The organism is Mesorhizobium sp. M0077, assembly GCF_040322955.1.
GTDB lineage: Bacteria > Pseudomonadota > Alphaproteobacteria > Rhizobiales > Rhizobiaceae > Mesorhizobium.
In genome coordinates this window covers 59,663-82,625 of the sequence record NZ_JAMYUL010000010.1, presented here as the reverse complement: position 1 = coordinate 82,625, position 22,963 = coordinate 59,663, and the positions used below count along the sequence as shown (strand labels likewise).

Below are 22,963 nucleotides of genomic sequence, written 5' to 3'. Positions count from 1 at the left end.
TCAGCCCTCGAAGCGCGGCGCGGTTTCGTCGAGCAGCGCATTGGCGGCAGCAATCGCCGCCTTCGGATCGGCGCCTTCGGCAAAAACGGCGCTGGACAGCGCCACGAACTCGGCGCCAGTGGCGGCCACCGCTTCTACCGAAGCGATGGCGGAACCGGCCATGACGACGCAAGGGATCTCAATCACGTCCGCCCACCATTGCCCGAGCGACAGGTTGCGCGGATGCGGTTCCGGCTTGTTGTCGTAGCCGAAGCGGCCGAAGAAGATGTAGTCGGGCCTGGTTTCGCCGAGTTCCAGCGCGTCGTCGCGCGTCTTGGCGCCGCCGGCGCCGACCATCATCTTGCCCTGGAAGTGTTCGATGGTCTCGGCGAGCGCGTCCTTGGAAACCTCGACATGAATGCCGTCGGCCTGGACACGGCCGGCAATGCGGGTATCGCCGGCGATGACGACGGCGATGCCGGCCGCTTGCGCGGCCGGTACGATCTGTTCTGCGAAGGCCTGGAAGGCAGCCTCGTCCATGCCGTTCTCAGGCAGGATCAGGGAAGCGATATCACCGCCGTCGAAGGCAGCCGCAATGCGCTGCGCCGGAGCGTCCTTGGGTGCGATCAGCACGATGCGGCAGCGGTTGGGGGGTGTTGCGTCGTTCATGGCTTTCGATCCCGGGTTTCGCCTATGCCGGGCGAAGATGGTTGCATTGCGGCATAGAACAAAGCGCCCGCCTTGAACAGGCGGGCGGGGATCGATGAGATGGCTTTGGTTTACGATAGCCCGCAAGAAGACGCTCTGCCGCTCATTTGACGGCTTGCGGGCTTTCGACCGTTGGTTTGGCTTTCCACAAAGTCCAGCCGAGGTTCATGCCGGCGGCGGCGACCAGGATCGCGGCGGCGCCGACGAGCTGGGCCGGATGCAGCCGGTGGCCGAAAGCCATGACATCGACCAGGATCGCCACGACAGGATAGATGAAGGACAGCGACCCCTGCAGATGCGTCGGCAGTTTCTGGATGGCGGCGTACATCAATATGTACACCAGGCCCGTGTGAACGACGCCAAGCGTGGCCAGCATGGCCCAGCTCCAGGCATCTGCGGGCAAATGCGAGAGGTTGGCGAAGGGCGCCAGCATGACGACGCCGACGCAGACCTGGATCAGCGCGATCAGATGCGGCGGGGTGCCCTTGAGCTTCTTGGCGACGATTGCCGCGACAGCCCAGAAGAAGGCCGCTCCGAGCGCCATGACGATGCCGATGACATAATCTGTGCCGGTTATGCCGGAACCGACACCCGCATCGGGCCCTGTCTGCACGATCAGCAGCATGCCGGCGAAGGCGATGCCGAGCCAGGTCAGCTTGGCCAGGGTCAGCCGCTCGCCGAAGAACAGCGCGCCGAAGCCGACCAGCATGAAGGGCTGCGTGTTGTAGACCGCCGTGGCAATCGAGATCGAGGCGCGGGAGAAGGCGCTGAACAGCAACAGCCAGTTGATGACAATGGCCGCGCCGCCAAGAGCGGCGATGGCAACAATGCGCAGCGTCAGCCTGCCGCGCAGCAGCCCGAGTGCCGCGCAGGTGATCAGCAGCGCCACCGCTCCGAAAGCGCAGCGCCAGAACACCACGTCCATGACGGGCTGGCCCGACATGACGACAAACCAGCCGATCGTGCCGACGATCGTCATCGCCGCCGTCATCTCGATCGTGCCGCGTACCGTGTTGTCCATGACAATACCTCTATCTGTTGAGGCCATAATCTCATGCCGCCTTGAGGGTTTATATGCCTTATGAAAGGTGATAAGCGCACAACACCTTATTTAATAAGGCGCGCGCTGCCCTTTTGCTAGGAGATGAAAATGCTGGACGAGTTGGACAGAAAGCTTCTCGACATCCTGATCCTGGATTCGCGGACTTCGTTGAAGGATCTGGCGCAGCAGGTCGGGCTGTCGTCGCCGAGCGTCTCGGAACGGCTCCGGCGGCTCGAGGAACGCGGCGTCATCCGCGCCTTCACCATCGAGATCGAGCCGGAGGCGCTGGGGTTTCCGCTGCAGGCGATCGTGCGGGTGCGGCCACTGCCGGGCAAGCTGCACATCGTGCAGAAGCTGATCGAGGAGATCCCGGAATTCGGCGAATGCGACAAGGTCACCGGCGACGACTGTTTCGTGGCCCGGCTCTACGTGCGCTCCATCGGCGAGCTCGACAAGCTTCTCGACCGCATCGCCGACAAGGCGGAGACCAGCACCGCCATCATCAAGGCGCAGCCGATCCGGCGCCGTCCGCCGCCACTGAATTAAGCTCCAGCTTGTAGCCGATGTGGCTGGCCTTGAAGCCGAGCCGGTCATAGAAGCGATGCGCGTCCTGGCGGCTCTTGTTGGTGGTCAGCTGGACAATCTTGCAGCCGCGTTCACGGCACTGTTCGACCGCCCATTCCAGCAGACGCTGTCCCAGCCGTTCGCCGCGGCGGTCTGCGACGACGCGCACAGCCTCGATCTGGCCGCGCAAGGCGCCCTGCAGCGACAGCCCGGCGAGATAGCTGATCTGCAACGTGCCGATGACGCGGCCGCTATCCGTCATCACGGCAAGAAACTGGTTGGGGTCGGCGTCGATGGCGGCAAAGGCGTCGCGATAGGCCTTGGCGAGTGGCTCGGTCGCATCCTCGCGGCTGCGGCCAAGCGGATCGTCGGCGAGCATGGCTACGATGGCAGGCAGGTCGGCCGCTTCGGCGCGGCGGATGTGGGGTTCGCTCATTGTCAAAAACCTGGGGTCAAAAACCTGGGGTCAAAACCTGGGACCAAAACCTGGGGTCAAAACCTGATGCATCGGACGGCGCCCTTATGCATCGGCGGCGATCTTGCCGTAAATCCGGAACCGTCGCTTTACGCACAGTTGATCGACACGGCCGGCATTTTCCCGGTCGCGGCGCAAGGGTTTCTGGGCTATTGCAGGGCAACCGTCTTCCCTCCAGCTTTTCCAGTTCATGTCAGGTCTGCTCCCCGATCCGTGGTTTTATGCCGCCGCCATTCCGGCGGTGATACTTGTCGGGCTGTCGAAAGGCGGCTTCGGCGGCGCTGTCGGCTTCGTCGGCGTGCCTTTGATGGCGCTGGCCATGCCGCCGGTGCAGGCGGCGGCCATCCTGCTGCCGATCCTGTGCCTGATGGACATCGTTTCGGTGTGGACGTGGTGGGGCGTCTACGACAGAAAGATGCTGGTCGACATGATGCCGGGCGCGGTGATCGGCATTGGGCTCGGCTGGCTGACGGCAGCGCTCGTAACCGAAGAGATGGTGCGGCTGATCGTCGGCGCTGTCGCGCTGATCTTCGTGCTGCGCTGGCTCTATCTCCAGTTCCGCCACGGTTCCGACCATGCGGCGGCGCCCAACCGCATCGCCGCCGCCTTCTGGGGCACCGTCGCCGGCTTCACCAGCTTCGTCGCCCATGTCGGCGGGCCCCCCTTCCAGGTCTATGCGCTGCCGATCCGGCTCGATCCGAAGGTGCTGTCGGGGACATCGGCGATCTTCTTTGCCGCCACCAACGCGCTGAAGCTGATCCCCTACTTCGCGCTTGGCCAGTTCGACACCGCCAACCTGACGGCGTCGGCCGTGCTGATGCCGCTGGCGCCGCTGGCCACCATCGCCGGCGCCTGGCTGGTGCGGCGCATGCGGCCGGAGATTTTTTATCCCTTCACCTACGCGACCGTGGCCGTGGTCGCGGTCAAGCTGCTTTGGGACGGGATCGCCGGCCTGCTCTAAATCCCGCTCAGGCGGCTGCCGGTTTGGTTCGCGGGGCGCTCGCAAAGGTCAGCGATGCACCACCCATGACCACGACCGCCATTGCGCCGAGAGTGGCGATGTCGTGCGCGGTCGGCTTCAGCACCATGTCGGCGACGACGACGATCATGATGACGAAATCGAACTTGACGATCCGTATCATGCGGCGCCCAAACGCTATGGCAGCCGGGGTCATGCCGTCCGCGGCAAGCATTGTGGCAAGCTTTTCGAACGAAGGCTTCAGCACGAGGATACCGGTCAGAAACGCGGCGGCGTAGCCGCAAAGGCCGATGACGACCCAAAGGTCGGAGAAGCCGGTCCATAGCGAAGTCAGCACCAGACCAGAAGCCAGGGTCGCGATAGACGCCGGCACGAACAGACGCAAGCCGAGTTTGTCCGTCGTTCTCAGCATGACCATCAGCGTCTCGTCGTCGCCGTCGCGATCGGCGAGTATCGAAACCAGCAGCATGGCGAAACCGCCGCCGAGCCAGAGGATCGCTGCCATGACATGCAGGAATTTGAAGAGAGAATACCAGTCCATTGCCGCTCCTTGTGCATCGTTCCGGGGGTAAACGCTGCTATCGCGCGTCTGCTTCCGAAGGAGGGCGGATTATCTCCGTACATGTATCCAGAAGATGCCGCGTGGGTGCCGGCTTGTTGCGGTGGCGCCGTCGCCGGATTTTACCGCCAGCCCGCACAATACCCGGCATTTGCCGGATAGACGCCGTGTCGGCATTGGCTGGTTTCGCGGCATGATCCTGAAACCTACGGGGACTAAGCCGCTCGCGACCGACGCTCCATTTTGGCCGCGCGCGGTCGGACCAAGTCTGCAACAACCAACGAGGGTATCCCATGCAAGGCGTAGCACGAAATTTCTTCACCCTGGCCGTCATCTATTCCCTGTGCGGCATGGCGCTCGGCCTGCATATGGCGATCTCCAATGACCATGGGCAGATGCCGACCCACGCGCACACCATGGTGGCGGGCTGGCTGATGTCGGCGGTGTTTGCCTTCTTCTACCACCTGTTTCCAGCGGTCGGGCAAAAGACGATTGCCGTCGTGCATTTCTGGCTGACGGCAATCTGCGGCATCGCACTGATGATTGGGCTTTACTTTGAACTTGCCGGCCATCCGGAGATCGAGCCGGTGCTGGCTTCCTCCTCGATGGGGTTTTATGCGGCAATGCTGCTGTTCGCCTTCATTTCCTTGCCGGCTGTGTGGAAGAAGGCATGAACAAGCCGACGATCAGGCTTAGGGCACCGTTGTGCTGATACGGCACAGAAGGGCAGCGGTCGATCAAGAAATATCCGCGCCGTTAAGGGTTCATTAAGCTTTACAGGTGTTTACTATGTCCATCCAGTGATCTGGATTCTTACCGAGTGGTTGGAGCCACTTCGTTTGACGCCTCCCTGTTAAACTCCTGAGAGCCGCCTTATCCGCGGCTCTTTTTTTGTCTGCTTTTGGTCCGCTTGGCGCCCCTGCGCAGGCGTTAACCGTTTGTTAAACATGTGCTTGCCTTCGCCGGCGGCGAAGCGCATTTTCAAGCTTCAGTCATCTAGGGTGCCGGCGTGACGGCGAGAAGCCGAATCAGCCGACGGGGCAGTGCAGGGGCGTATCGATGAACGAGCCTTCGAAGGGCATCGCGAAAACCATCAAGCTGGCGGAACGCCGGGTTTTCTCCCAATCCTTCAAACCGCTCTACCAGGAAGGCATGGGCCTGGTCGAACAGGCAGCCGAGTATCTTGACGGCAAGGGCCGGGCCGAGGCCAAGAAGCTGTCCAGGCTGGCGGCGACGCTCTATGCGGCCGAATCGATGCGGCTGACCACAAGGTTGATGCAAGTCGCCTCCTGGCTGCTTTTGCAGCGGGCGGCAAATTCCGGCGAGATGACCCGCGACCAGGTCGCTTCGGAAAAATCCAAGGTGCGTCTCGACACCGCCTCGGCGCATGACGAAGCGGTCGGCTGGGGCGAACTGCCGAAGGATTTCCTCGACCTCGTCACCCGCTCGCTGCGCCTGCAGGCGCTGGTGCGCCGCATGGACGAAGAGATCTATGGCGGCGCGTTTGCCGAGACGCCTGCCGCCGCCCGCCGCGCCAATCCGGTTTCCGACCAGATCACGCTGCTGAACACGGCTTTTGCTCGAGGTTAAACGCCTCCGTTTCCGGTTTGTTCACATTTCGCTGACATCGCTGTGCGCCGGAGGTAGACTTCGCGCATGAGGGAAGCGATTCGCATTATCGGTATCGATCCGGGGCTGAGGCGCACCGGCTGGGGCATCGTCGAGAGCCTCGGCAACTCGCTGCGCTTTATCAGCTCCGGCACTGTACGCTCCGACGACAAGGCGGCGCTGGCGACACGGCTCTGCCAATTGCATGACGGGCTGGCCGAGATCCTGCATGCGGCCATGCCCCAGGAAGCGGCCGTCGAGCAAACCTTCGTCAACAAGGATGCGGTGGCGACACTGAAGCTCGGCCAGGCGCGCGGCATAGCCATGCTGGTGCCGGCGCGCGCCGGCCTTGTTGTGGCCGAATATGCCCCCAATGCCGTCAAAAAGGCGGTGATCGGCGTTGGCCATGGCGACAAGAAGCAGATCCACATGATGGTAAAGGTGCTGTTGCCGAAAGCCGTTTTCGACACCGAACATGCCGCAGACGCGTTGGCTATCGCCATCTGCCACGCGCATCACCGGCAAAGCGTCGCCTACAGGATGGCGCTGGCATGAGGGATCACGCATGATCGGCAAATTGAAAGGCACGCTGGACGAGATCGAGGAGGATTTCTGCCTCGTCGATGTGCACGGCGTCGGCTATGTCGCCTATTGCTCGGCGCGCACGCTGGCCGCGCTGCCTTCGCCCGGCGAGGCGGTGGTGCTGTTCATCGAGACCTATGTGCGCGAGGACATGATCCGGCTCTACGGTTTCCAGTCGGTGCTTGAGCGCGAATGGTTCCGGCTGTTGATGAGCAATGTGCAAGGCGTCGGCGCCAAGGTGGCGCTGGCCATCCTGTCGACGCTGGCGCCGGCAGACCTCGCCAATGCGATCGCGCTGCGCGACATCGCCATGGTCAGCCGCGCGCCCGGCGTCGGCAAGAAGGTGGCCGAGCGCATCGTCACCGAGTTGAAGAACAAGGCGCCGGCCTATGCCGGAACCGCCTCCGGCACCATCGACCTTAAGCAGGAGCTCGGCGAAGGCGTGGCGCCGGCGCCGATTACCGACGCCGTCTCGGCGCTGGTCAATCTCGGCTATTCGCGCGACACAGCAGCCAATGCTGTCGCGGCGGCGCTGAAGACGGCCGGCGAGGACGCCGATGCCTCGAAGCTCATTCGTTTCGGGCTGAAGGAACTGGCGCGGTGAGTGATTGCTTGTCCGGTCCTTTGCCCTGTGCGAGGAAGGCCGCATGAGCCTTTCACCCCGCCTCATTGCCCCGGAAAAGCGCGGCGAGGATGCTGAGCAGACCTTGCGGCCGCAGACGCTCGCCGATTTCGTCGGCCAGGCCGCAGTGCGGGCCAATCTCAAAGTCTTCATCGAGGCCGCCAAGGGCCGCAGCGAGGCGCTTGACCATGTGCTGTTCGTCGGGCCGCCGGGGCTTGGCAAGACAACGCTGGCGCAGATCATGGCGCGCGAGCTCGGCGTCAATTTCCGCTCGACCTCCGGTCCGGTGATCGCCAAGGCCGGCGATCTCGCCGCACTTCTCACCAATCTCGAAGACCGCGATGTGCTGTTCATCGATGAGATCCACCGGCTCAATCCGGCAGTCGAGGAGATCCTTTACCCGGCGATGGAGGATTTCCAGCTCGACCTGATCATCGGCGAAGGTCCGGCGGCACGCTCGGTCAAGATCGATCTTGCCCGCTTCACGCTCGTTGCCGCCACCACCAGGCTCGGCCTTTTGACCAACCCGCTGCGCGATCGCTTCGGCATTCCGGTGCGGCTTAATTTCTATTCGGTCGAGGAACTGGAGCAGATCGTGCGCCGCGGCGCCCGTATCCTACAAATGCCGCTCGGCGACGACGGCGCGCTTGAGATTGCGCGCCGCGCCCGCGGCACGCCGCGCATCGCCGGCCGGCTGTTGCGCCGCGTGCGCGATTTCGCCTCCGTCGCCGGCGACGGCCACGTCGACAAGCAGATTGCCGACGAAGCTCTCACCCGGCTCGAGGTCGACGCGCTCGGCCTCGACGCACTCGACCGCCGCTATCTCTCGATGATCGCGCGCAATTTCGGTGGTGGGCCGGTCGGCATCGAAACCATCGCCGCCGGCCTCTCCGAGCCGCGCGACGCCATCGAGGACATTATCGAGCCCTATCTGATCCAGCAGGGTTTCATCCAACGCACGCCACGCGGCCGCGTGCTGACCGCCAACGCCTGGCGCCATCTCGGCCTCGACGCGCCAAAGGATCTGGCACAGCAGCAGATCAACCTGTTCCAGGAAGAGTAACGGACATTTGTTCTTCGGAACGGATTTCTGTGCAGAATCTCCTCAAACCTGCCAGCGTGAAGGCGCATTCCTCGATTGTATCGGGCGTCGCAATGTCGGCGCGAACTGCTCCGATCAAGGTCGGAGCCAGAAAAGTGATCACCAGACGCGGGTTCCTGAAATTCGCCGGAGGTTCGTTCCTCTCGCTGGCTTCGCTCAGTGCCTATGCGGTCGGCATCGAGCCGATGCTGTTGACGCATGTGAAGCGCTACCAGCTGACGCCGCCGCATTGGCCTGCAGATCTCAAGCTGCGCGTCGTAGCACTTGCCGATATTCACGCCTGCCGTCCCTGGATGACGCCTGAGCGGATCGCTTCGCTCGTCGAAGATGCGAACGTGCTGAAGCCCGATCTGATCGTACTGCTCGGCGACTATTTCTCAGGCATGTCCCTGGTGACGAACCGGGTGGAGGCCCATGAATGGGCGCCGGCCTTGTCAGGACTGAAGGCGCCGCTTGGTGTGCTGTCGATCCTCGGCAATCACGACTGGTGGCACGATCCTTTCGCGCAGCAGGCCGGAGCGGGGACTGTGGCGCGCAAGGCATTGGAGGAATCCGGCATCTCGGTTCTGGAGAACGACGCCGTGCGCCTGCAAAAGGATGGATACGGCTTCTGGATCGCCGGGCTCGCCGACCAGCTGGCACTGTTACCGAACAAGGCCGCAGGCCGCGACAGATTTGAAGGCCTGGACGATCTCGACGGCACGCTGGCCAAGATCACCGACCAGGCACCGATCATCCTGCTTGCGCATGAGCCTGACATTTTCCCGAAAGTGCCGTGGCGGGTTTCGCTGACGCTGTCGGGCCACACACATGGCGGGCAGGTCAGGCTGTTCGGCTATTCACCGGTGGTGCCGTCCCGCTTCGGCAACCGCTTTGCCTATGGCCATGTCGTCGAGAATGACCGCAATTTGATCGTGTCAGGCGGACTCGGCTTCAGCATCGCGCCGGTGCGCTTTGGCATGCGGCCGGAGATCCTGCAGATCGACCTCGGTTAGGGCATGCCGGTATTCAGGTGATGCCGGCCTGCAAATGAGGTGTTCCTGCGCTTCCGGTAGTCACGGACCAAAGTCCGCTCCGTTCCGGTTTTCGGACCCCTCATTTTCCCTCGGCCTGACCTGAATATCGACATGCCCTAGGGCGAATGGAGCGAGCGGATCGCATCCATCACGGCGGGTTCGGCCTTTTCGCCGTTGAAAGCGTCGACGATGCCGAAGGCGCCGCCAAAACTCCACACCGACCATGAGAAGCCATGCGCCTCGGCGCGCGCGATCATGTCCTTGACATAGGCCGCGCGGTATTTGGGCGGCATCACATAGGGGTTGCCATACTCCTGCCGGATCATGCCGAACTCGCCCAGCGTGATGTTTTCGGGCTTGATGGCGTTGGCCTTCGCCCAGGCCTCGACCTTTTCGAACGGCGCATCCATGACGCCGAGCAGCTTTTCCTCCGTGTCCATGCTGGCGGCTTGTTCATCGAGATAGGCGAGCAGGCCGTTCCGTCTGGTCCATGGCGCCTCGGCTTTTATCTTGGCGCGGATCGCATCCAGCGTCGCATCGAGCTCGGCGCGCGGCACCGCGGTCAGCGGATAGGGCAGCCCGGTAACATAGAGAATGAAATCGCCGGCCCAGGTCGCGCCCTGATGGGTCAGCAGGAACGGCTCGTAGGAGTGGAAGGTCCAGATGATGTTGTCGTCGGGGATCGACTTTGGGTCGATCTTGACCAGCGAAGCCGCATTGGAATAACAGGCGCCGGTCAGGATCAGCGTCAGCCTGGTGGCCGAGGCGCGCGCGGCCGCGAACAGCTTTTGCTGACGCTCCGGCCACAGGCTGGTGCCATCGCTGTCGCAGTCGACGATAGGCTCGTTAATCGGCTCGAAAGCGACCTGCGCCGGGTCCTCAGTGGCAAGCGTGCGCGCCATTTTGCGGACGACCACGACATAGGCGTCGAAGGTTGCGGGATCGTCCATCACCTGGCCCATGCCGATCTCGCGGCCGCCGCCGGCCGGGATCAGGTGCATGTCGACGATCACTTTCAGACCGGCCCGGTTGATCATGCGCGCCGAGTCCCGCACGCTGGCATAAAGGTCGTCACGCAGCGCCAGTGTCTGATCCGACATAAACGGCGAGGGATCGACCGGCATGCGCAGAAAGTCGAAACCGGCGGCCTTCAGCGCCTTGAGGTCACCCTCGTCGAGGAACTTGCGCCATTCCGGATAGGGCAGGATGGCTTGTCGGTCGTTCCATTTGTCTTCCCCGACCCAGGTCGTCCACTGGTCGAGGTTGAGGCCGCGCTTCATCGAAAAGCTCGCGGCCTGACCGGGAAGCGCAGACGCCGCCAGCACCAGCAGCGCTGCCATCAAGGTCTTGATCCTCGCCGTCAACAGTGCCATCCGGTTTGCTGCGCTGGTGATTTTGGCAAGACAGGTGCCCCGCCGGGGGCAAAAAGGAAAGCGCGATGGACGATCATGGTGAATCGGCGGCGCTTGCTGCCGGGCTTTCCGGAGCCTTGACGGAATTCGGCCATCGGCTGATGGCGCGGGTCTACTATGCCGACACCGACTTCTCCGGCGTCGTCTACCACGCGCGCTATCTCGAATTCTTCGAGCGCGGCCGCTCGGACTATCTCAGGCTGGCGGGCGTCCACCACACAGAACTTCACGAAGGCAAGCACGGCGAACGGATCGTCTGGGTGGTGCGGCGGATGGAGATAGATTTCCGCTCGCCTGCCCGCATGGACGACATCCTGACCATCGACACATCAACGCAGGATATTTCCGGCGCCCGCATCGTCATGGCGCAGCAATTGAAACGCGGGACAGAGGTTCTGGTCGAAGCAAAGGTCGAGGCGGCGATCATCGGCGAGAACGGCCGGCCGAAGCGCTTTCCGAAAGAATGGATCGCGGCCTTTCTACCAGGAGCAAGCTGATATCCAGGCCTGCCGGCCGGCAACGAGCGGCCAATCGGCAGCGCATTCGATTGTGGATGGATGGCCCGCGTCGTGCCTTGGCGCGGCAATGCGCCGCGCCATATTTCCTAACCCATCCTTAACCATAACGGTTCATGAAGAGATCGGTGAAGATTGGAAGAATCCGCGCGCCTTCCTTTCACCAATATTTGCCCTGAAAAGGCCGCCAACGGTGCATTTTGGGGTTAATCCGGAAGCCAAGCGCGAACGGACCACAAGGGATGCCCATGGGCCAGCCGCCAGCGATGCCCGGAAAATCTTAAGGACTGAAGCATGGAAACTACCGCACTCGCCGATCCGGCAGCGCAATTGTCGATTTGGGCGCTGTTCACACAGGCCAGCTGGGTGGTCAAGCTGGTCATGATCGGTCTGCTCTGCGCCTCGGTCTGGACCTGGGCGATCATCGTCGACAAGCTGGTCAGCTATGCCCGCATGCGTCTGTCGCTCAATCGCTTCGAACAGGTGTTCTGGTCGGGGCAGTCGCTGGAAGAGCTCTATCGCACGCTTGCCGACCGCAAGACCACGGGCATGGGTGCGATCTTCGTTGCGGCCATGCGCGAATGGAAGAAGAGCTTCGAGAAGGGGGCCAAATCGCCGCTCGGCCTGCAGACCCGCATCGACAAGGCGATGGACCTGGCGTTGACGCGCGAGATGGAGAAGCTGGAGGGCCGTCTCGGCTTTCTCGCCACCACTGGTTCGGCCGCACCCTTCATCGGCCTGTTCGGCACCGTCATCGGGATCATGACCTCGTTCCAGGCGATTGCCGGTTCGAAGAACACCAGTCTCGCGGTTGTTGCACCCGGCATTGCCGAAGCGCTGCTGGCGACGGCCATCGGTCTTCTCGCCGCCATACCGGCGGTTATCGCCTACAACAAGCTGTCATCCGACGCGAACAAGATCGCGGTGCGGATGGAAGGGTTCTCGGATGAGTTCTCCGCCATACTCTCGCGCCAAATCGATGAAAAAGTAGCGCCTAAGGGCTGAGGTAAGAAGATGGGTATGTCGGTTGGCATGGCAGGACGCGGCGGGCGCGGACACAGGCGGCGCGGCCGCCACCATGCATTGATGTCGGAAATCAACGTCACGCCGATGGTCGACGTGATGCTGGTGCTCTTGATTATCTTCATGGTCGCCGCACCTATGTTGACGGTCGGAGTGCCGGTCGACCTGCCGGAGACGAAGGCCAAGGCTATGAACGCCGACACCCAGCCGATCACCGTTTCGATCGACGCGGCCGGCAAGATTTTCCTGCAGGAGACCGAAATCCCAAGGGAAGAGCTGGTCGCCAAACTGCAGGCGATTTCCAAGACCGGCTACGAAGAGCGCATCTTCATCCGCGGCGACAAGGCGACCAACTATGGCGCCGCGATGGAGGTCATGGCCCTCATCCAGGCCGCCGGCTACAAGAATATCGGCCTAATTTCACTGCAGCAACAGGATCAGTAGACGCACGATGAAGACCGGCCTCACCACATCGGTGATACTGCATACGGTGGCACTGGCTTTCGGCCTGTTCACCCTGTCGGCGCCGGCCGCGCTGCCGTCCACGGATGTGGAGTCGATAGCGGTCGACATCGTTCCCATGGAAGCCATTGCGCAGACGCTGCAGGGCGACAAGAAGGCGGTGATGCACGAAAAGCCGGCGCCGATGCCGACCAAGCGTCCCGACATCGTGCCAGATGCACAGAAAATCGGCGAGAACAGCGTTGATACCGACAAGCCGGTGACGGACGAGCCCAAGCCGAAGCCGGTGGAGAAAACAGCGACGGCTGCTCCGGCGCGGACCCCGACCGAAAAGCCGAAGACCGAGGACACGCCGAAGCCAAAGGAAGCGCCGAAGCCGACACCTGCGACGGAGGTGGCGCCGGAGCCGCAGCCGAAGGAAGAGGTCAAGCCCGAGCCGGTGAAGCAGGTTGAACCGAAGCCGACCCCGGTGAAGGAGCCTGCACCAACACCGCAGCCGGACACGACCGCCGCCATAGAGCCGAAGCCACGCGTGAAGCCCGATGCGGTCGCCGAAGCCATATCGGATCAGCAGCCTCTGGAAGAAGCGCAGCTTCCGACTTCCGCTCCTGCTCCCGAAGCACGGCCGAAGCCGCAGCCGGCGCAGGCCGAAAGCGCCAAGGCACCGGACCGCAAGGACGCTGACAAGCCAGTCAAGGAAGCCTCGTCGAAGCCGAAGTCGGATGACAAGCAGTTCAATGAGGCTGACATCAAGGCTTTGCTCGACAAGCAGAAGCCATCCGGCGGCGGCGCCAAGCGCTCGACCCAACAGGCATCGCTAGGCGGCGACAAGGATCAAGGCCAGAAGCTGTCGAAGTCCGAGCAAGGGGCATTGGAAGAACAACTCGGTGGCTGCTGGACCCTCCCGGTTGGGCTTGAGGGTTCTGAGGATTTCACCGTGGTGATCCGTTTCAGCCTGGATGCCTCCGGCAAGCTGGAGGGCCGTCCGACCGTCGAGAAGTCCAGCGGCAACCCCCAGTTCGACAGCAGCGCGGTTCGCGCTGTGCAGAAATGCGATGTCGCCGGCCTGCAGGTGCCCGCCGGAAAGCATGACATTTGGTCCGACGTTCGCGTCAACTTCGATCCCAGAGCGATGCTTGGCCTGTAGCCTGAGCACCCAGAAATCAGCAAGAGAAGCGAGAAGACATGAAATCCATCCTCAAGCCGCTCCTGACGGTCGCCGCGATGGCGATGGGCATGAACGCCGTCGTCACCTTGCCTGCTCGAGCAACCCTCGAGCTCAACGTCAACAAAGGCAATGTCGAACCGATGCCGATCGCCATCCCAGATTTCCAGGGAGGGCTCGGCGCGCAGATTTCCGAGATCGTCACCGCCGACCTGAAGCGCTCCGGTCTCTTCGCACCGATAGACAAGAACGCTTTCATCGAGAAGATCGCCAATCCGGATGCGCAGCCCCGTTTCGATGACTGGAAGGTGATCAATGCGCAGGCGCTGGTCACCGGCAGCGTGAGCAAGGAGGCGGACGGCCGAATCCGCGCCCAGTACCGACTATGGGATATTTTTGGCAACCAGCAGATAGCCGGGGAGCAGTTTTTCGCCAACGACGCAAATCAACGCCGTGTCGCCCACATCATCGCCGATGCGATCTATGAGAAGCTCACCGGCGAGAAGGGCTATTTCGACACACGCGTCGTCTTCATCGACGAATCCGGCGCCAAGAATGCGCGTAAGAAGCGGCTCGCCATCATGGACCAGGACGGCGCCAATGTGCGCTATCTCTCCGATGGCCGCTCGATCGTGCTGACGCCGCGTTTCTCGCCGAATCGGCAGGAAATCACTTACATGTCGTATGAAAGCGGCCAGCCGCGGGTCTATCTGCTGCAGATCGAGACCGGACAGCGCGAACTGGTCGGCAACTTTCCCGGCATGACCTTTGCGCCGCGCTTCTCGCCCGACGGCCAGAAGGTGATCATGAGCCTGCTGCGCGATGACGGCAATTCCAACATCTTCGCCATGGACCTGCGAAGCCGCTCGACCACCCGGCTGACCAACTCGACCGCCATCGACACCTCGCCCTCTTATTCGCCCGACGGCAGCAAGGTGGTATTCACTTCCGATCGTGGCGGCCGTGCGCAGATTTATGTGATGGGCGCCGACGGCTCGGGCCAGACCCGCATTTCGTTCGGCGACGGCGTCTATTCGACGCCGGTGTGGTCGCCGCGCGGCGACCTCGTCGCCTTCACCAAGCAGACCGGCGGCGAATTCCAGATCGGCGTCATGAAGACCGACGGTTCGGGCGAGCGCATCCTCTCCTCGGGCTTCCAGCAGGAGGGACCGACCTGGGCGCCCAACGGCCGCGTGCTGATGTTCTTCCGCGACTCCGCCGGCGGCCCAAAACTGGTTTCCGTCGATCTCACCGGCCGCAACGAACAGTCGATCCCGACCGCGAATTTCGCGTCGGATCCCGCCTGGTCGCCGCTGCTGGAGTAGGTTCGGCCGAATTGCCACACCTGCTAAAAAGGGGCCCGTTTGGCCCTTTTCCATTCATTAGTCGCGTTTCGGCCGCATTTCCGCCTAGGGTCCGCGCCAACTGTGACCGTGGATTTGAAGGTCGTGGACGGACGATCGAAACCAAACATTAACCGTATTTCTTGAATGCCGGTTAACCCAAACGTGGTTACTGGGTGATCAACGAAATCACTCGAAATACGATCACTCGAATACGAAGGAGAGGCGGCATGGGCCGTATCGCAGCACTTACCAGAAACCCGGCGATGATCGCCCTGATCGCGATGCTCGCCATCACCGGTTGCGCCTCGAAGAAAACCCCGAACAACGCTGCCGATCTCGGTCTCAATGGCGCGGGTGCCGCAACGCCGGGCTCGGCGCAGGACTTCACCGTCAACATTGGCGACCGCATCTTCTTTGACACGGACTCGACCGCGATCCGCGCCGATGCGCAGACGACGCTGTCGCGGCAGGCACAGTGGCTCAACCAGTACAAGCAGTACGCCATCGTCGTCGAAGGCCATGCTGACGAACGCGGCACACGTGAATACAATCTGGCTCTCGGCGCCCGCCGCGCCGCCGCCACTCGCGACTTCCTGGTCGCCAGGGGCGTCTCGGCGAGCCGATTGAAGACGATTTCCTACGGCAAGGAACGTCCGGTCGCGGTCTGCGACGACATCTCCTGCTGGTCGCAGAATCGCCGCGCCGTCACCACGCTCTCCGGCGCCGGCTCCTGATGAGTAAGACGGCGGCCTTAGTCGCATAATTGCAACACCTCCATGCGAAAGGCGGCCTTGTGGCCGCCTTTTTCAGTTTCGGCCCCGGAAACAAACCCGGAAACAAAATTTGGCCGAAGTCTCGCCTCCTGCTAAGAGCCGAGGGCGTCGTGCCGGTCCCACTGTGATCGGAAGGCGCGAACAGGCTCACGATATTCACGGCGAGAGGCACATGCATTTCAGATCGGTCTTGAGCGGCACGCTTGCGCTGCTGCTCGTATCAGGCTTCGCGGCTTCTGCGAGCGGCACCGGACAACCCGCGGATAGCGGCTTTTCCTTCCATCTGCCGACGCTCGGCATTTTCGGCAAGAAGGAGAAGCCGGAGCAGCAACAGATCGCGCAGCAGCAGGACGGCACCGCCGCCGCGGGGCTGGAAGATCAGCTCCGGCAGATGAACGGCAAGCTCGAGGAACTCAACTTCCAGATCCTGCAGATGCAGGAGCAGATGCGCAAGCAGCAGGAAGACAACGAGTTCCGCTTCCAGCAGTTGGAAGGCGGCTCCAGCGGGCAGCCGCCGGCCCAGAAGAAATCGGAGGCCGCGCCGCAGGACGGTGGCGCGGGCACCGGCGTCGCCGAGGCCCCGGCAGACCAGGCGCCGGCCGATGCCGGCGCGCAGTCGGATGGCGGCCAGAGCGTCGGCGAGGTCATCGTCGAATCGCAGACCGGCGATCCCGGCAAGGTGATCAACGGCACGCTGCCCAAGACCTTCGGCACCATCACCGTCGACAAGAACGGCAATGTAATCGACGCCGGCGGCAACACGCAGGCAGCGGCGCCGGCGGAAGGTGCGGCTCCCGCCGCCGAGGCGCCGGCTGCCGGGGCTAAGACCGGCAAGTCGGACGGCACGGTGGTGGCGGCGCTGCCTGCCACCAACAACCCGGAAGAGATCTACCGCAACTCCTACCAGTTCATCCTGTCGGGCGACTACAGCACCGCCGAGCAGGGTTTTCGCGACCACATCGCCCGGTTCCCGAAGGACGCCAAGGCGGCGGACGCGCATTACTGGCTTGGCGAATCGCTGCTTGGCCAGCAGAAGTATCATGACGCTGCCGAGGTTTTCCTCTCCGCCAGCAAGGACTATCCGAAGGCCAAGAAGGCGCCTGACATGCTCCTGAAGCTTGGCGTGTCGCTGGTCGGCCTCAAGCAGAAGGATGTCGCCTGCGCCACCTTCGGCGAGATCGGCAAGCGCTATCCCGATATTTCGGCCGCGCTCAAGGAACGCGTCAAGCAGGAGAGGGCGCTGGCGGCGTGCTAGTCTTTGCCGTGTTGTCCCAGAACCGGGACCACTTTTGCGCGACATGCATTGATGCTCGATACCGAGCCTGACCTTTCGAATTTTTCGCAGATCGACTTTACCAACGGCGCGCTTGCGGCCGTGTCCGGCGGCAGCGACTCGACCGCCCTCCTTCTTCTCCTCAAGGCTCACCTCGACCGCAGCGCCCCGACAGCCCGGCTGCTGGCGGTGACGATCGACCACGGCCTGCGTCCGGAAGCAGCAGCCGAAGCGCGCAGCGTGGCAAAGCTTTGTGCCGAGCGCGGCATCGCGCACCTGACGCTCAACTGGCACGGCGCCAAGCCGTCGGCCGGCCTGCCCGCGGCGGCGCGCGAGGCGCGCTACCGGTTGCTGGCCGAGGCAGCGCAGGCGCAAGGCATTGGTGTGATCGTAACCGGCCACACCGCCGACGACCAGGCCGAGACCGTCCTGATGCGAGCCGCGCGGAATGACGGGCGAGAGCTTGCAGGCCGAGGTCTCGCCGGCATGGCGCCTGCCACCCTCTATGACTGGCGGATCTGGATCGCGCGGCCGCTGCTCGGCGCTCGGCGCGCGGCGTTGCGCGCCTTCCTGCAGCGCGAACATGTCGGCTGGGTCGAGGATCCGACCAACATCGACACGAATTTCGAACGCCCGCGCATCCGCGCCGTGCTCGGCGAAGACCGGAGCGGGCAGCGTTTTGCCGAAGCGATCGGCCTGGCCAGGCGGGCCGCCGGCGAGCGCGAACAACTCGGTCGCCGCGCCGCCGCCCTGATCGGTGAATTTGCCAGCCGGCCGGCGAGGGGTCTCATCCGTCTCGATCCCGGTCTTGCCGAAGCTGACGACACGCGAGCCTCGGTCTATGCGCTGCGTGTCCTGCTGGCGGCGACGGGCGGCACCGCCTTGTTGCCGGACCAGGCGCGCGGCGAAGTGCTGTTCGAGCAAATGCGGGCCGGTCGGCTTTGCGCCACATTGTCGCGGGCGGTCGTCGATATCAGGCGAAACGGCATCTTCCTGCGCCGTGAATCGCGCGACCTGCCGCGTTCCGCGCCGATAGCTGGCACTCTGCTTTGGGACGGTCGCCGGCGGATCACGCCAGACATCGAAGCCGGGGCGATCACATTGGGCGACAGTCCGGGTGCATGGTTGATCGCGCCGCTTGGCGCCGCTGCCGCCGCCAGAACGCCGATTGCCGGGGATGGCGCGCCGCCAAGCCTTGTGCGCGCCGCCCTGGCTGCGGAACCGGCGCTATGGCGCGGCGGCGAATGCCTTGGTTTTGCAGGGGATGTAGCGGCGGCGGCGGCAATCGCCGTCAGTCCCGCCGTTGCGCCCTTTGCCCGTTTTCTGCCGTGCTTCGATCTGGTGTTGGCGCAGGCCGTGGCCGAGTTGATCGGCGCACCGCCTGTCCCGGCTTGCCCTTTGGCCGCCACAGTGCCGGTTGATCATGGCGCGAAAGCTTAACCCAGACGTGCTGTTATGCTTGGCAAGGGGGGGCGCTCTCCCTATGTTAGGCGCAAGTTTCCTCTCATGACGCGTGTCCCAGCGGGCACCAACGGGACAATTGATGAATCCGAATTATCGCAATCTCGCGCTCTGGGCGATCATAGCGGTCCTGCTCATTGCTCTCTTCAATCTGTTCCAGACGCCGCAGACTCGCGGGGCCTCGACCGACGTTCCCTATTCGCAGTTCCTGCAAGAGGTCGCGGCCGGCCGGGTCAAGACGGTGGTCATTGCCGGCGCCCGCATCACGGGCACCTACGCCGACAACGCCAATGGCTTCCAGACCTATTCGCCTGGCGATCCGCAGCTGGTCTCGCGGCTGCAGGACAAGAACGTCACCATCAATGCGCGGCCTGAGTCGGACGGTTCCAACTCGCTGTTCAGCTATCTGATCTCCTACCTGCCGATGATCCTGATCCTTGGCGTGTGGATATTCTTCATGCGCCAGATGCAGTCCGGCTCCGGCCGCGCCATGGGTTTCGGCAAGTCGAAGGCCAAGCTTCTCACTGAGGCGCATGGCCGCGTCACCTTCCAGGATGTCGCCGGCGTCGACGAGGCCAAGGAAGATCTGGAAGAGATCGTCGAGTTCCTGCGCGATCCGCAGAAGTTCCAGCGCCTCGGCGGCAAGATCCCGCGCGGCGTGCTTCTGGTCGGCCCTCCTGGCACCGGCAAGACGCTGCTTGCGCGCTCGGTCGCCGGCGAGGCCAATGTGCCGTTCTTTACCATTTCGGGTTCCGACTTCGTCGAGATGTTCGTCGGCGTCGGCGCAAGCCGTGTCCGCGACATGTTCGACCAGGCCAAGAAGAATGCTCCCTGCATCATCTTCATCGACGAAATCGACGCTGTGGGCCGCCATCGCGGCGCCGGCCTCGGCGGTGGCAATGACGAGCGCGAGCAGACGCTGAACCAGCTGCTGGTCGAGATGGACGGCTTCGAGTCCAACGAGAGCATCATCCTGATCGCCGCCACCAACCGGCCCGACGTGCTCGATCCGGCGTTGCTGCGTCCGGGTCGCTTCGACCGCCAGGTGGTGGTGCCGAACCCCGACATCGTCGGCCGCGAGAAGATCCTCAAGGTGCATGTGCGCAACGTGCCGCTGGCACCGAATGTCGACCTCAAGGTGATCGCACGCGGCACGCCGGGCTTCTCGGGCGCCGACCTGATGAACCTTGTCAATGAATCCGCTCTGATGGCGGCGCGCCGCAACAAGCGCCTTGTCACCATGGCCGAGTTCGAGGACGCCAAGGACAAGATCATGATGGGCGCCGAGCGCCGCTCGTCGGCCATGACCCAGGCCGAAAAGGAACTCACGGCCTATCACGAGGCCGGCCACGCCATCCTGGCGCTCAACGTGCCGTCGGCCGATCCGCTGCACAAGGCGACCATCATCCCGCGCGGTCGCGCGCTCGGCATGGTCATGCAACTGCCGGAAGGCGACCGCTATTCGATGAGCTACAAATACATGATCTCGCGGCTTGCCATCATGATGGGCGGCCGCGTCGCAGAGGAGTTCAAGTTCGGCAAGGAGAACATCACCTCCGGCGCGTCCTCGGACATCGAGCAGGCGACAAAGCTGGCGCGCGCCATGGTCACGCGCTGGGGCTTCTCCGACAAGCTCGGCCACGTCGCCTATGGCGACAACCAGGAAGAGGTTTTCCTCGGCCATTCGGTGGCGCGCACGCAGAACGTCTCGGAAGAGACTGCGCAGATCATCGACGCCGAAGTACGCCGCCTGATCGACGAGGCCTATGTCACGGCCAAATCCATTCTGACCAAGAAGAAGAAGGAATGGATCGCTCTGGCGCAGGGCCTGCTCGAATACGAGACGCTTTCGGGCGAAGAGATCAAGCAGCTGATCGCCGGGCAGAAGCCCGCGCGAGATTTGGGGGATGATACCCCCACAAGCCGCGGCTCGGCTGTGCCGAAGTCCGGCCGCCGCAAGAAGGGTCCCGAGCCCGAAGGCGGCATGGAGCCTCAGCCGTCGAGCTGAGCTGACATCATGTGATCCAAGAAAACGCCGCGGCTTCGATCCGCGGCGTTTTGCTGTTCAGGGTTGATCAAAGAGCATGCGGGGCGGATGCATTTGCTTTGCCGGGGCGCACACCGTCAGTCCGGCCAGCATGTTGCTTGCCCCATCTGGCCAGCGGGATCAGGGCATTGTCCAGCTCGATGCCGAATTCGGTAATCGAGTATTCGACCCTCGGCGGCACCTCGGGAAAGATTTCGCGATGGACGATGCCGTCGGCCTCCATTTCGCGCAGCTGTTGGATCAGCATCTTTTCGCTGATGTCAGGCACCAGCCGCTTCAGCTCACCGAATCGTGCCGGCGCCTTGTGAATCTGCCAGAGCAGTAGCGCCTTCCATTTGCCGCCGATGACCTCCAGCGCCGGCCCCAATCCGCAACTATCTGGCTGTTTCTTTCCCATGTTTCATCCAATTCTGAGCAATCGGTGGGTAGCTTACATTTTTGTCGGTACTTGAGAAAAACCAAGCCGGTCCATAGCTTCAAACCAGCTCGCCGGCATCGGCGAACACCACAACATCATATCGGTACCTCGCTTCGACCTGCAAAGGCCGTCGGCGGCCGGATTTTGTCAAAAACGGATGGATCATGACACGATACGCAAACAAGAAGGCCGTTGTCATCGGCGGGACGCACGGCATGGGGCTCGCCGTTGCCGAAGCCCTGATCGAAAGCGGCGCCGAGGTCCTGGTCACCGGCCGCGACCAGCGCAACATCGAGGCCGCGCGAGCCAAGCTGCTTTCGCGAGCTCATGTCGTGCGGTCCGATATCTCAGACATGGCCGATATCGTCACGCTCGGTGCCGAAGTGGGGCAGAAGCTTGGCCAGATCGACTTCCTTCTCGTCAATGCCGGGGTGGCCAATCTCGAACCCGTCGAGCGGGTCACCGAGGACAGTTACGATCGCACCTTCGACATCAACACCAAAGGCGCTTTCTTCACCGCGCAGCGCCTGCTGCCCCTCATCAGGGATGGTGGCGCCATAGTCTTCACCTCGTCGATCGCCGACGAATCCGGCACTGGCGGCATGAGCGTCTATTCCGGATCGAAGGCGGCACTGCGCGCCTTCGCCAAGGTCCTGGCCGCCGAGCTTCTGCCGCGCCGGATCCGCGTGAATGTGGTCAGCCCTGGTTTCATCGATACGCTGACGATGGGTGTGGCCGACGCCTCGGCCGAGGAGCGGGCCGCCTTCATGGCGATCGGCGACGCGGTCACGCCGATGAAGCGCCACGGCACGATGGAGGAGGTGGCGCGCGCAGTGCTGTTCCTGGCGTTCGACGCGACCTTCACCACGGGCGCGCGGCTGACCGTGGACGGTGGCCTTGGCCAGGACCTGACCCCGACACCGGCGTAACCGCGCAACCAAACCAAGGAGAAGCAGAATGAGCGACATAACAGTAATCGGTCTCGGCGCCATGGGCACTGCGCTTGCCGAAGCCTTTCTGAACCAGGGACATGCGGTAACGGTGTGGAACCGTTCTCCGGCAAAGGCTGAGGCTTTGGCAGCCAAGGGCGCCATTGTGGCCAAGAGTGTCGAGGAAGCCGTCAGATCGAGTCCACTGATCGTGGCGTGCCTGCTTGTCTATGACACCGTTCGTGAGGTGCTCGGCCCAAGCCGAGACGCGCTGTCGGGCCGCACATTGGTCAATCTCACCAACGGCACGCCCGAGCAGGCGTGGGCGATATCGGCCTGGGCGGTGAGCCAGGGCGCCAGCTACATCGACGGCGGCACATGGCGGTGCCGCCGATGATCGGCGGGCCGCACGCCTTGATTCTCTACAGCGGTTCGCGCCAGGCGTTCGATGCCTGTTCGGGGCAGCTCGGAGCGCTCGGCACCAGCAAATTCCTCGGTGAGGATGCTTGCCTCGCGCCGCTCTATGATATCTCGCTTCTGAGCGGCATGTACGGCATGTTCGCGGGCGTTCTGCAGGCGTTGGCATTGACGGGCGCAGCAGGGATCCCGGCCGGCGAGTTCATGCCGCTGCTGGCCTCCTGGCTTCAGTCGATGCAAGGCCTGCTGCCGAAGTGGGCGGAACAGATCGACAGTGGCGATCACACCAGCAATGTCGTTTCCAACCTGGGCATGCAGGCTGATGCCTACGTCAATCTCATCGATGCCAGCAGGTCGGCTGATGTCAGCACCGAACTCGTCTTGCCGATGCAAAGCCTGATGAAGCGCGGGGTGGCTGCCGGCCAGGCCAATGCCGATCTTACAAGCCTGGTCGCACTGCTCCAGCTCTCGAAACAAGGCGCTTGA

Annotated in this window: 27 protein-coding genes; 20 read left to right on the top strand and 7 right to left on the bottom strand. The window is 63.1% G+C overall.

What is annotated here, in order from left to right:
- Entirely contained in the window at positions 1-648 is a 648-nt protein-coding gene (locus NKJ57_RS19755; protein ID WP_352512209.1) for a thiamine phosphate synthase, read from the bottom strand.
- Between the two features lie 142 nt (positions 649-790).
- The gene (locus tag NKJ57_RS19750; RefSeq protein ID WP_023684172.1) at positions 791-1,708 is read right to left on the bottom strand and encodes a DMT family transporter; all 918 of its coding nucleotides are present in this window, start codon (positions 1,706-1,708) and stop codon (positions 791-793) included.
- Between the two features lie 129 nt (positions 1,709-1,837).
- On the opposite strand from NKJ57_RS19750, the gene NKJ57_RS19745 reads away from it, so the two are divergent.
- Positions 1,838-2,275 carry an Lrp/AsnC family transcriptional regulator gene (locus NKJ57_RS19745; protein WP_023747291.1) on the top strand — a complete coding sequence of 146 codons (438 nt, stop codon included), beginning with the start codon at positions 1,838-1,840 and terminating at the stop codon, positions 2,273-2,275.
- Here the strand turns inward: NKJ57_RS19745 and NKJ57_RS19740 are convergent.
- On the bottom strand, positions 2,232-2,729 hold the full coding sequence (locus tag NKJ57_RS19740; RefSeq protein WP_023824263.1) for a GNAT family N-acetyltransferase: 498 nt from the start codon (positions 2,727-2,729) through the stop codon (positions 2,232-2,234). The genes NKJ57_RS19745 and NKJ57_RS19740 overlap by 44 nt on opposite strands.
- A gap of 84 nt (positions 2,730-2,813) precedes the next feature.
- A complete protein-coding gene (locus NKJ57_RS19735; RefSeq protein ID WP_352512211.1) occupies positions 2,814-2,960 on the bottom strand; it encodes a hypothetical protein in 147 nt (48 codons plus the stop codon).
- Between NKJ57_RS19735 and NKJ57_RS19730 the strand changes: the two genes are divergently transcribed.
- Complete coding sequence (locus tag NKJ57_RS19730; protein WP_352512213.1) at positions 2,959-3,729, top strand: sulfite exporter TauE/SafE family protein; 771 nt, start codon at positions 2,959-2,961, stop codon at positions 3,727-3,729. The genes NKJ57_RS19735 and NKJ57_RS19730 overlap by 2 nt on opposite strands.
- 7 nt (positions 3,730-3,736) lie before the next feature.
- Here the strand turns inward: NKJ57_RS19730 and NKJ57_RS19725 are convergent, their stop codons facing one another.
- Entirely contained in the window at positions 3,737-4,288 is a 552-nt protein-coding gene (locus NKJ57_RS19725; RefSeq protein WP_352444878.1) for a DUF2269 family protein, read from the bottom strand.
- A gap of 311 nt (positions 4,289-4,599) precedes the next feature.
- Here NKJ57_RS19725 and NKJ57_RS19720 point away from each other — a divergent pair, with 311 nt between their 5' ends.
- The 6 genes from NKJ57_RS19720 to NKJ57_RS19695 all read left to right on the top strand — a co-directional run bounded on the left by NKJ57_RS19720 (position 4,600) and on the right by NKJ57_RS19695 (position 9,215).
- Entirely contained in the window at positions 4,600-4,980 is a 381-nt protein-coding gene (locus NKJ57_RS19720; protein WP_023668767.1) for a hypothetical protein, read from the top strand.
- 385 nt (positions 4,981-5,365) lie between these two features.
- Positions 5,366-5,896 carry a protease adaptor protein RcdA gene (rcdA, locus tag NKJ57_RS19715; protein ID WP_023668768.1) on the top strand — a complete coding sequence of 177 codons (531 nt, stop codon included), beginning with the start codon at positions 5,366-5,368 and terminating at the stop codon, positions 5,894-5,896.
- A gap of 66 nt (positions 5,897-5,962) precedes the next feature.
- Positions 5,963-6,469 carry a crossover junction endodeoxyribonuclease RuvC gene (ruvC, locus tag NKJ57_RS19710; protein ID WP_023668769.1) on the top strand — a complete coding sequence of 169 codons (507 nt, stop codon included), beginning with the start codon at positions 5,963-5,965 and terminating at the stop codon, positions 6,467-6,469.
- Positions 6,470-6,479: 10 nt separating this feature from the next.
- Entirely contained in the window at positions 6,480-7,100 is a 621-nt protein-coding gene (ruvA, locus tag NKJ57_RS19705; protein ID WP_352512215.1) for a Holliday junction branch migration protein RuvA, read from the top strand.
- Positions 7,101-7,143: 43 nt separating this feature from the next.
- Positions 7,144-8,181: a Holliday junction branch migration DNA helicase RuvB gene (gene ruvB, locus NKJ57_RS19700; RefSeq protein ID WP_023700287.1), complete on the top strand. Its 1,038-nt coding sequence runs from the start codon at positions 7,144-7,146 to the stop codon at positions 8,179-8,181.
- A gap of 134 nt (positions 8,182-8,315) precedes the next feature.
- Positions 8,316-9,215, top strand: a complete 900-nt coding sequence (locus NKJ57_RS19695; RefSeq protein WP_023726179.1) for a metallophosphoesterase — start codon at positions 8,316-8,318, stop codon at positions 9,213-9,215.
- A gap of 137 nt (positions 9,216-9,352) precedes the next feature.
- On the opposite strand, the gene NKJ57_RS19690 is transcribed toward NKJ57_RS19695, so the two are convergent.
- Positions 9,353-10,609, bottom strand: a complete 1,257-nt coding sequence (locus NKJ57_RS19690) for a glycoside hydrolase family 5 protein (protein WP_352512218.1) — start codon at positions 10,607-10,609, stop codon at positions 9,353-9,355.
- 65 nt (positions 10,610-10,674) lie between these two features.
- Here NKJ57_RS19690 and ybgC point away from each other — a divergent pair, with 65 nt between their 5' ends.
- The 9 genes from ybgC (at position 10,675) to ftsH (ending at position 20,674) form a co-directional block, all read left to right on the top strand.
- The gene (gene ybgC / locus NKJ57_RS19685) at positions 10,675-11,145 is read left to right on the top strand and encodes a tol-pal system-associated acyl-CoA thioesterase (protein WP_023700290.1); all 471 of its coding nucleotides are present in this window, start codon (positions 10,675-10,677) and stop codon (positions 11,143-11,145) included.
- 312 nt (positions 11,146-11,457) lie between these two features.
- Positions 11,458-12,168, top strand: a complete 711-nt coding sequence (tolQ, locus tag NKJ57_RS19680; RefSeq protein WP_023673844.1) for a protein TolQ — start codon at positions 11,458-11,460, stop codon at positions 12,166-12,168.
- A gap of 9 nt (positions 12,169-12,177) precedes the next feature.
- Positions 12,178-12,630 (top strand): protein TolR, encoded by a 453-nt coding sequence (tolR, locus tag NKJ57_RS19675; protein WP_023673843.1) that lies wholly within the window; start codon positions 12,178-12,180, stop codon positions 12,628-12,630.
- Positions 12,631-12,637: 7 nt separating this feature from the next.
- Positions 12,638-13,795 (top strand): cell envelope integrity protein TolA, encoded by a 1,158-nt coding sequence (gene tolA / locus NKJ57_RS19670; protein WP_352512220.1) that lies wholly within the window; start codon positions 12,638-12,640, stop codon positions 13,793-13,795.
- Positions 13,796-13,833: 38 nt separating this feature from the next.
- Positions 13,834-15,138 carry a Tol-Pal system beta propeller repeat protein TolB gene (gene tolB, locus NKJ57_RS19665; RefSeq protein WP_352512222.1) on the top strand — a complete coding sequence of 435 codons (1,305 nt, stop codon included), beginning with the start codon at positions 13,834-13,836 and terminating at the stop codon, positions 15,136-15,138.
- Positions 15,139-15,386: 248 nt separating this feature from the next.
- Positions 15,387-15,893 (top strand): peptidoglycan-associated lipoprotein Pal, encoded by a 507-nt coding sequence (gene pal / locus NKJ57_RS19660; RefSeq protein WP_023684182.1) that lies wholly within the window; start codon positions 15,387-15,389, stop codon positions 15,891-15,893.
- 211 nt (positions 15,894-16,104) lie between these two features.
- Complete coding sequence (ybgF, locus tag NKJ57_RS19655; protein ID WP_352512223.1) at positions 16,105-17,187, top strand: tol-pal system protein YbgF; 1,083 nt, start codon at positions 16,105-16,107, stop codon at positions 17,185-17,187.
- 51 nt (positions 17,188-17,238) lie between these two features.
- Positions 17,239-18,645, top strand: coding sequence for a tRNA lysidine(34) synthetase TilS (tilS, locus tag NKJ57_RS19650; RefSeq protein ID WP_352512224.1), 1,407 nt, complete (start codon positions 17,239-17,241; stop codon positions 18,643-18,645).
- A gap of 103 nt (positions 18,646-18,748) precedes the next feature.
- Positions 18,749-20,674: an ATP-dependent zinc metalloprotease FtsH gene (gene ftsH, locus NKJ57_RS19645; RefSeq protein WP_023673598.1), complete on the top strand. Its 1,926-nt coding sequence runs from the start codon at positions 18,749-18,751 to the stop codon at positions 20,672-20,674.
- Between the two features lie 67 nt (positions 20,675-20,741).
- On the opposite strand, the gene NKJ57_RS19640 is transcribed toward ftsH, so the two are convergent.
- Entirely contained in the window at positions 20,742-21,110 is a 369-nt protein-coding gene (locus NKJ57_RS19640) for a winged helix-turn-helix transcriptional regulator (protein ID WP_023742244.1), read from the bottom strand.
- A gap of 185 nt (positions 21,111-21,295) precedes the next feature.
- On the opposite strand from NKJ57_RS19640, the gene NKJ57_RS19635 reads away from it, so the two are divergent.
- The 3 genes from NKJ57_RS19635 to NKJ57_RS19625 are packed head-to-tail and all read left to right on the top strand — an operon-like array spanning position 21,296 to position 22,963.
- A complete protein-coding gene (locus tag NKJ57_RS19635) occupies positions 21,296-22,060 on the top strand; it encodes an SDR family oxidoreductase (RefSeq protein ID WP_352512226.1) in 765 nt (254 codons plus the stop codon).
- A gap of 28 nt (positions 22,061-22,088) precedes the next feature.
- Positions 22,089-22,457, top strand: a complete 369-nt coding sequence (locus NKJ57_RS19630; protein ID WP_352512227.1) for an NAD(P)-binding domain-containing protein — start codon at positions 22,089-22,091, stop codon at positions 22,455-22,457.
- Positions 22,439-22,963 (top strand): imine reductase family protein, encoded by a 525-nt coding sequence (locus tag NKJ57_RS19625; RefSeq protein ID WP_352512228.1) that lies wholly within the window; start codon positions 22,439-22,441, stop codon positions 22,961-22,963. Before NKJ57_RS19630 ends, NKJ57_RS19625 begins: the two co-directional genes overlap by 19 nt.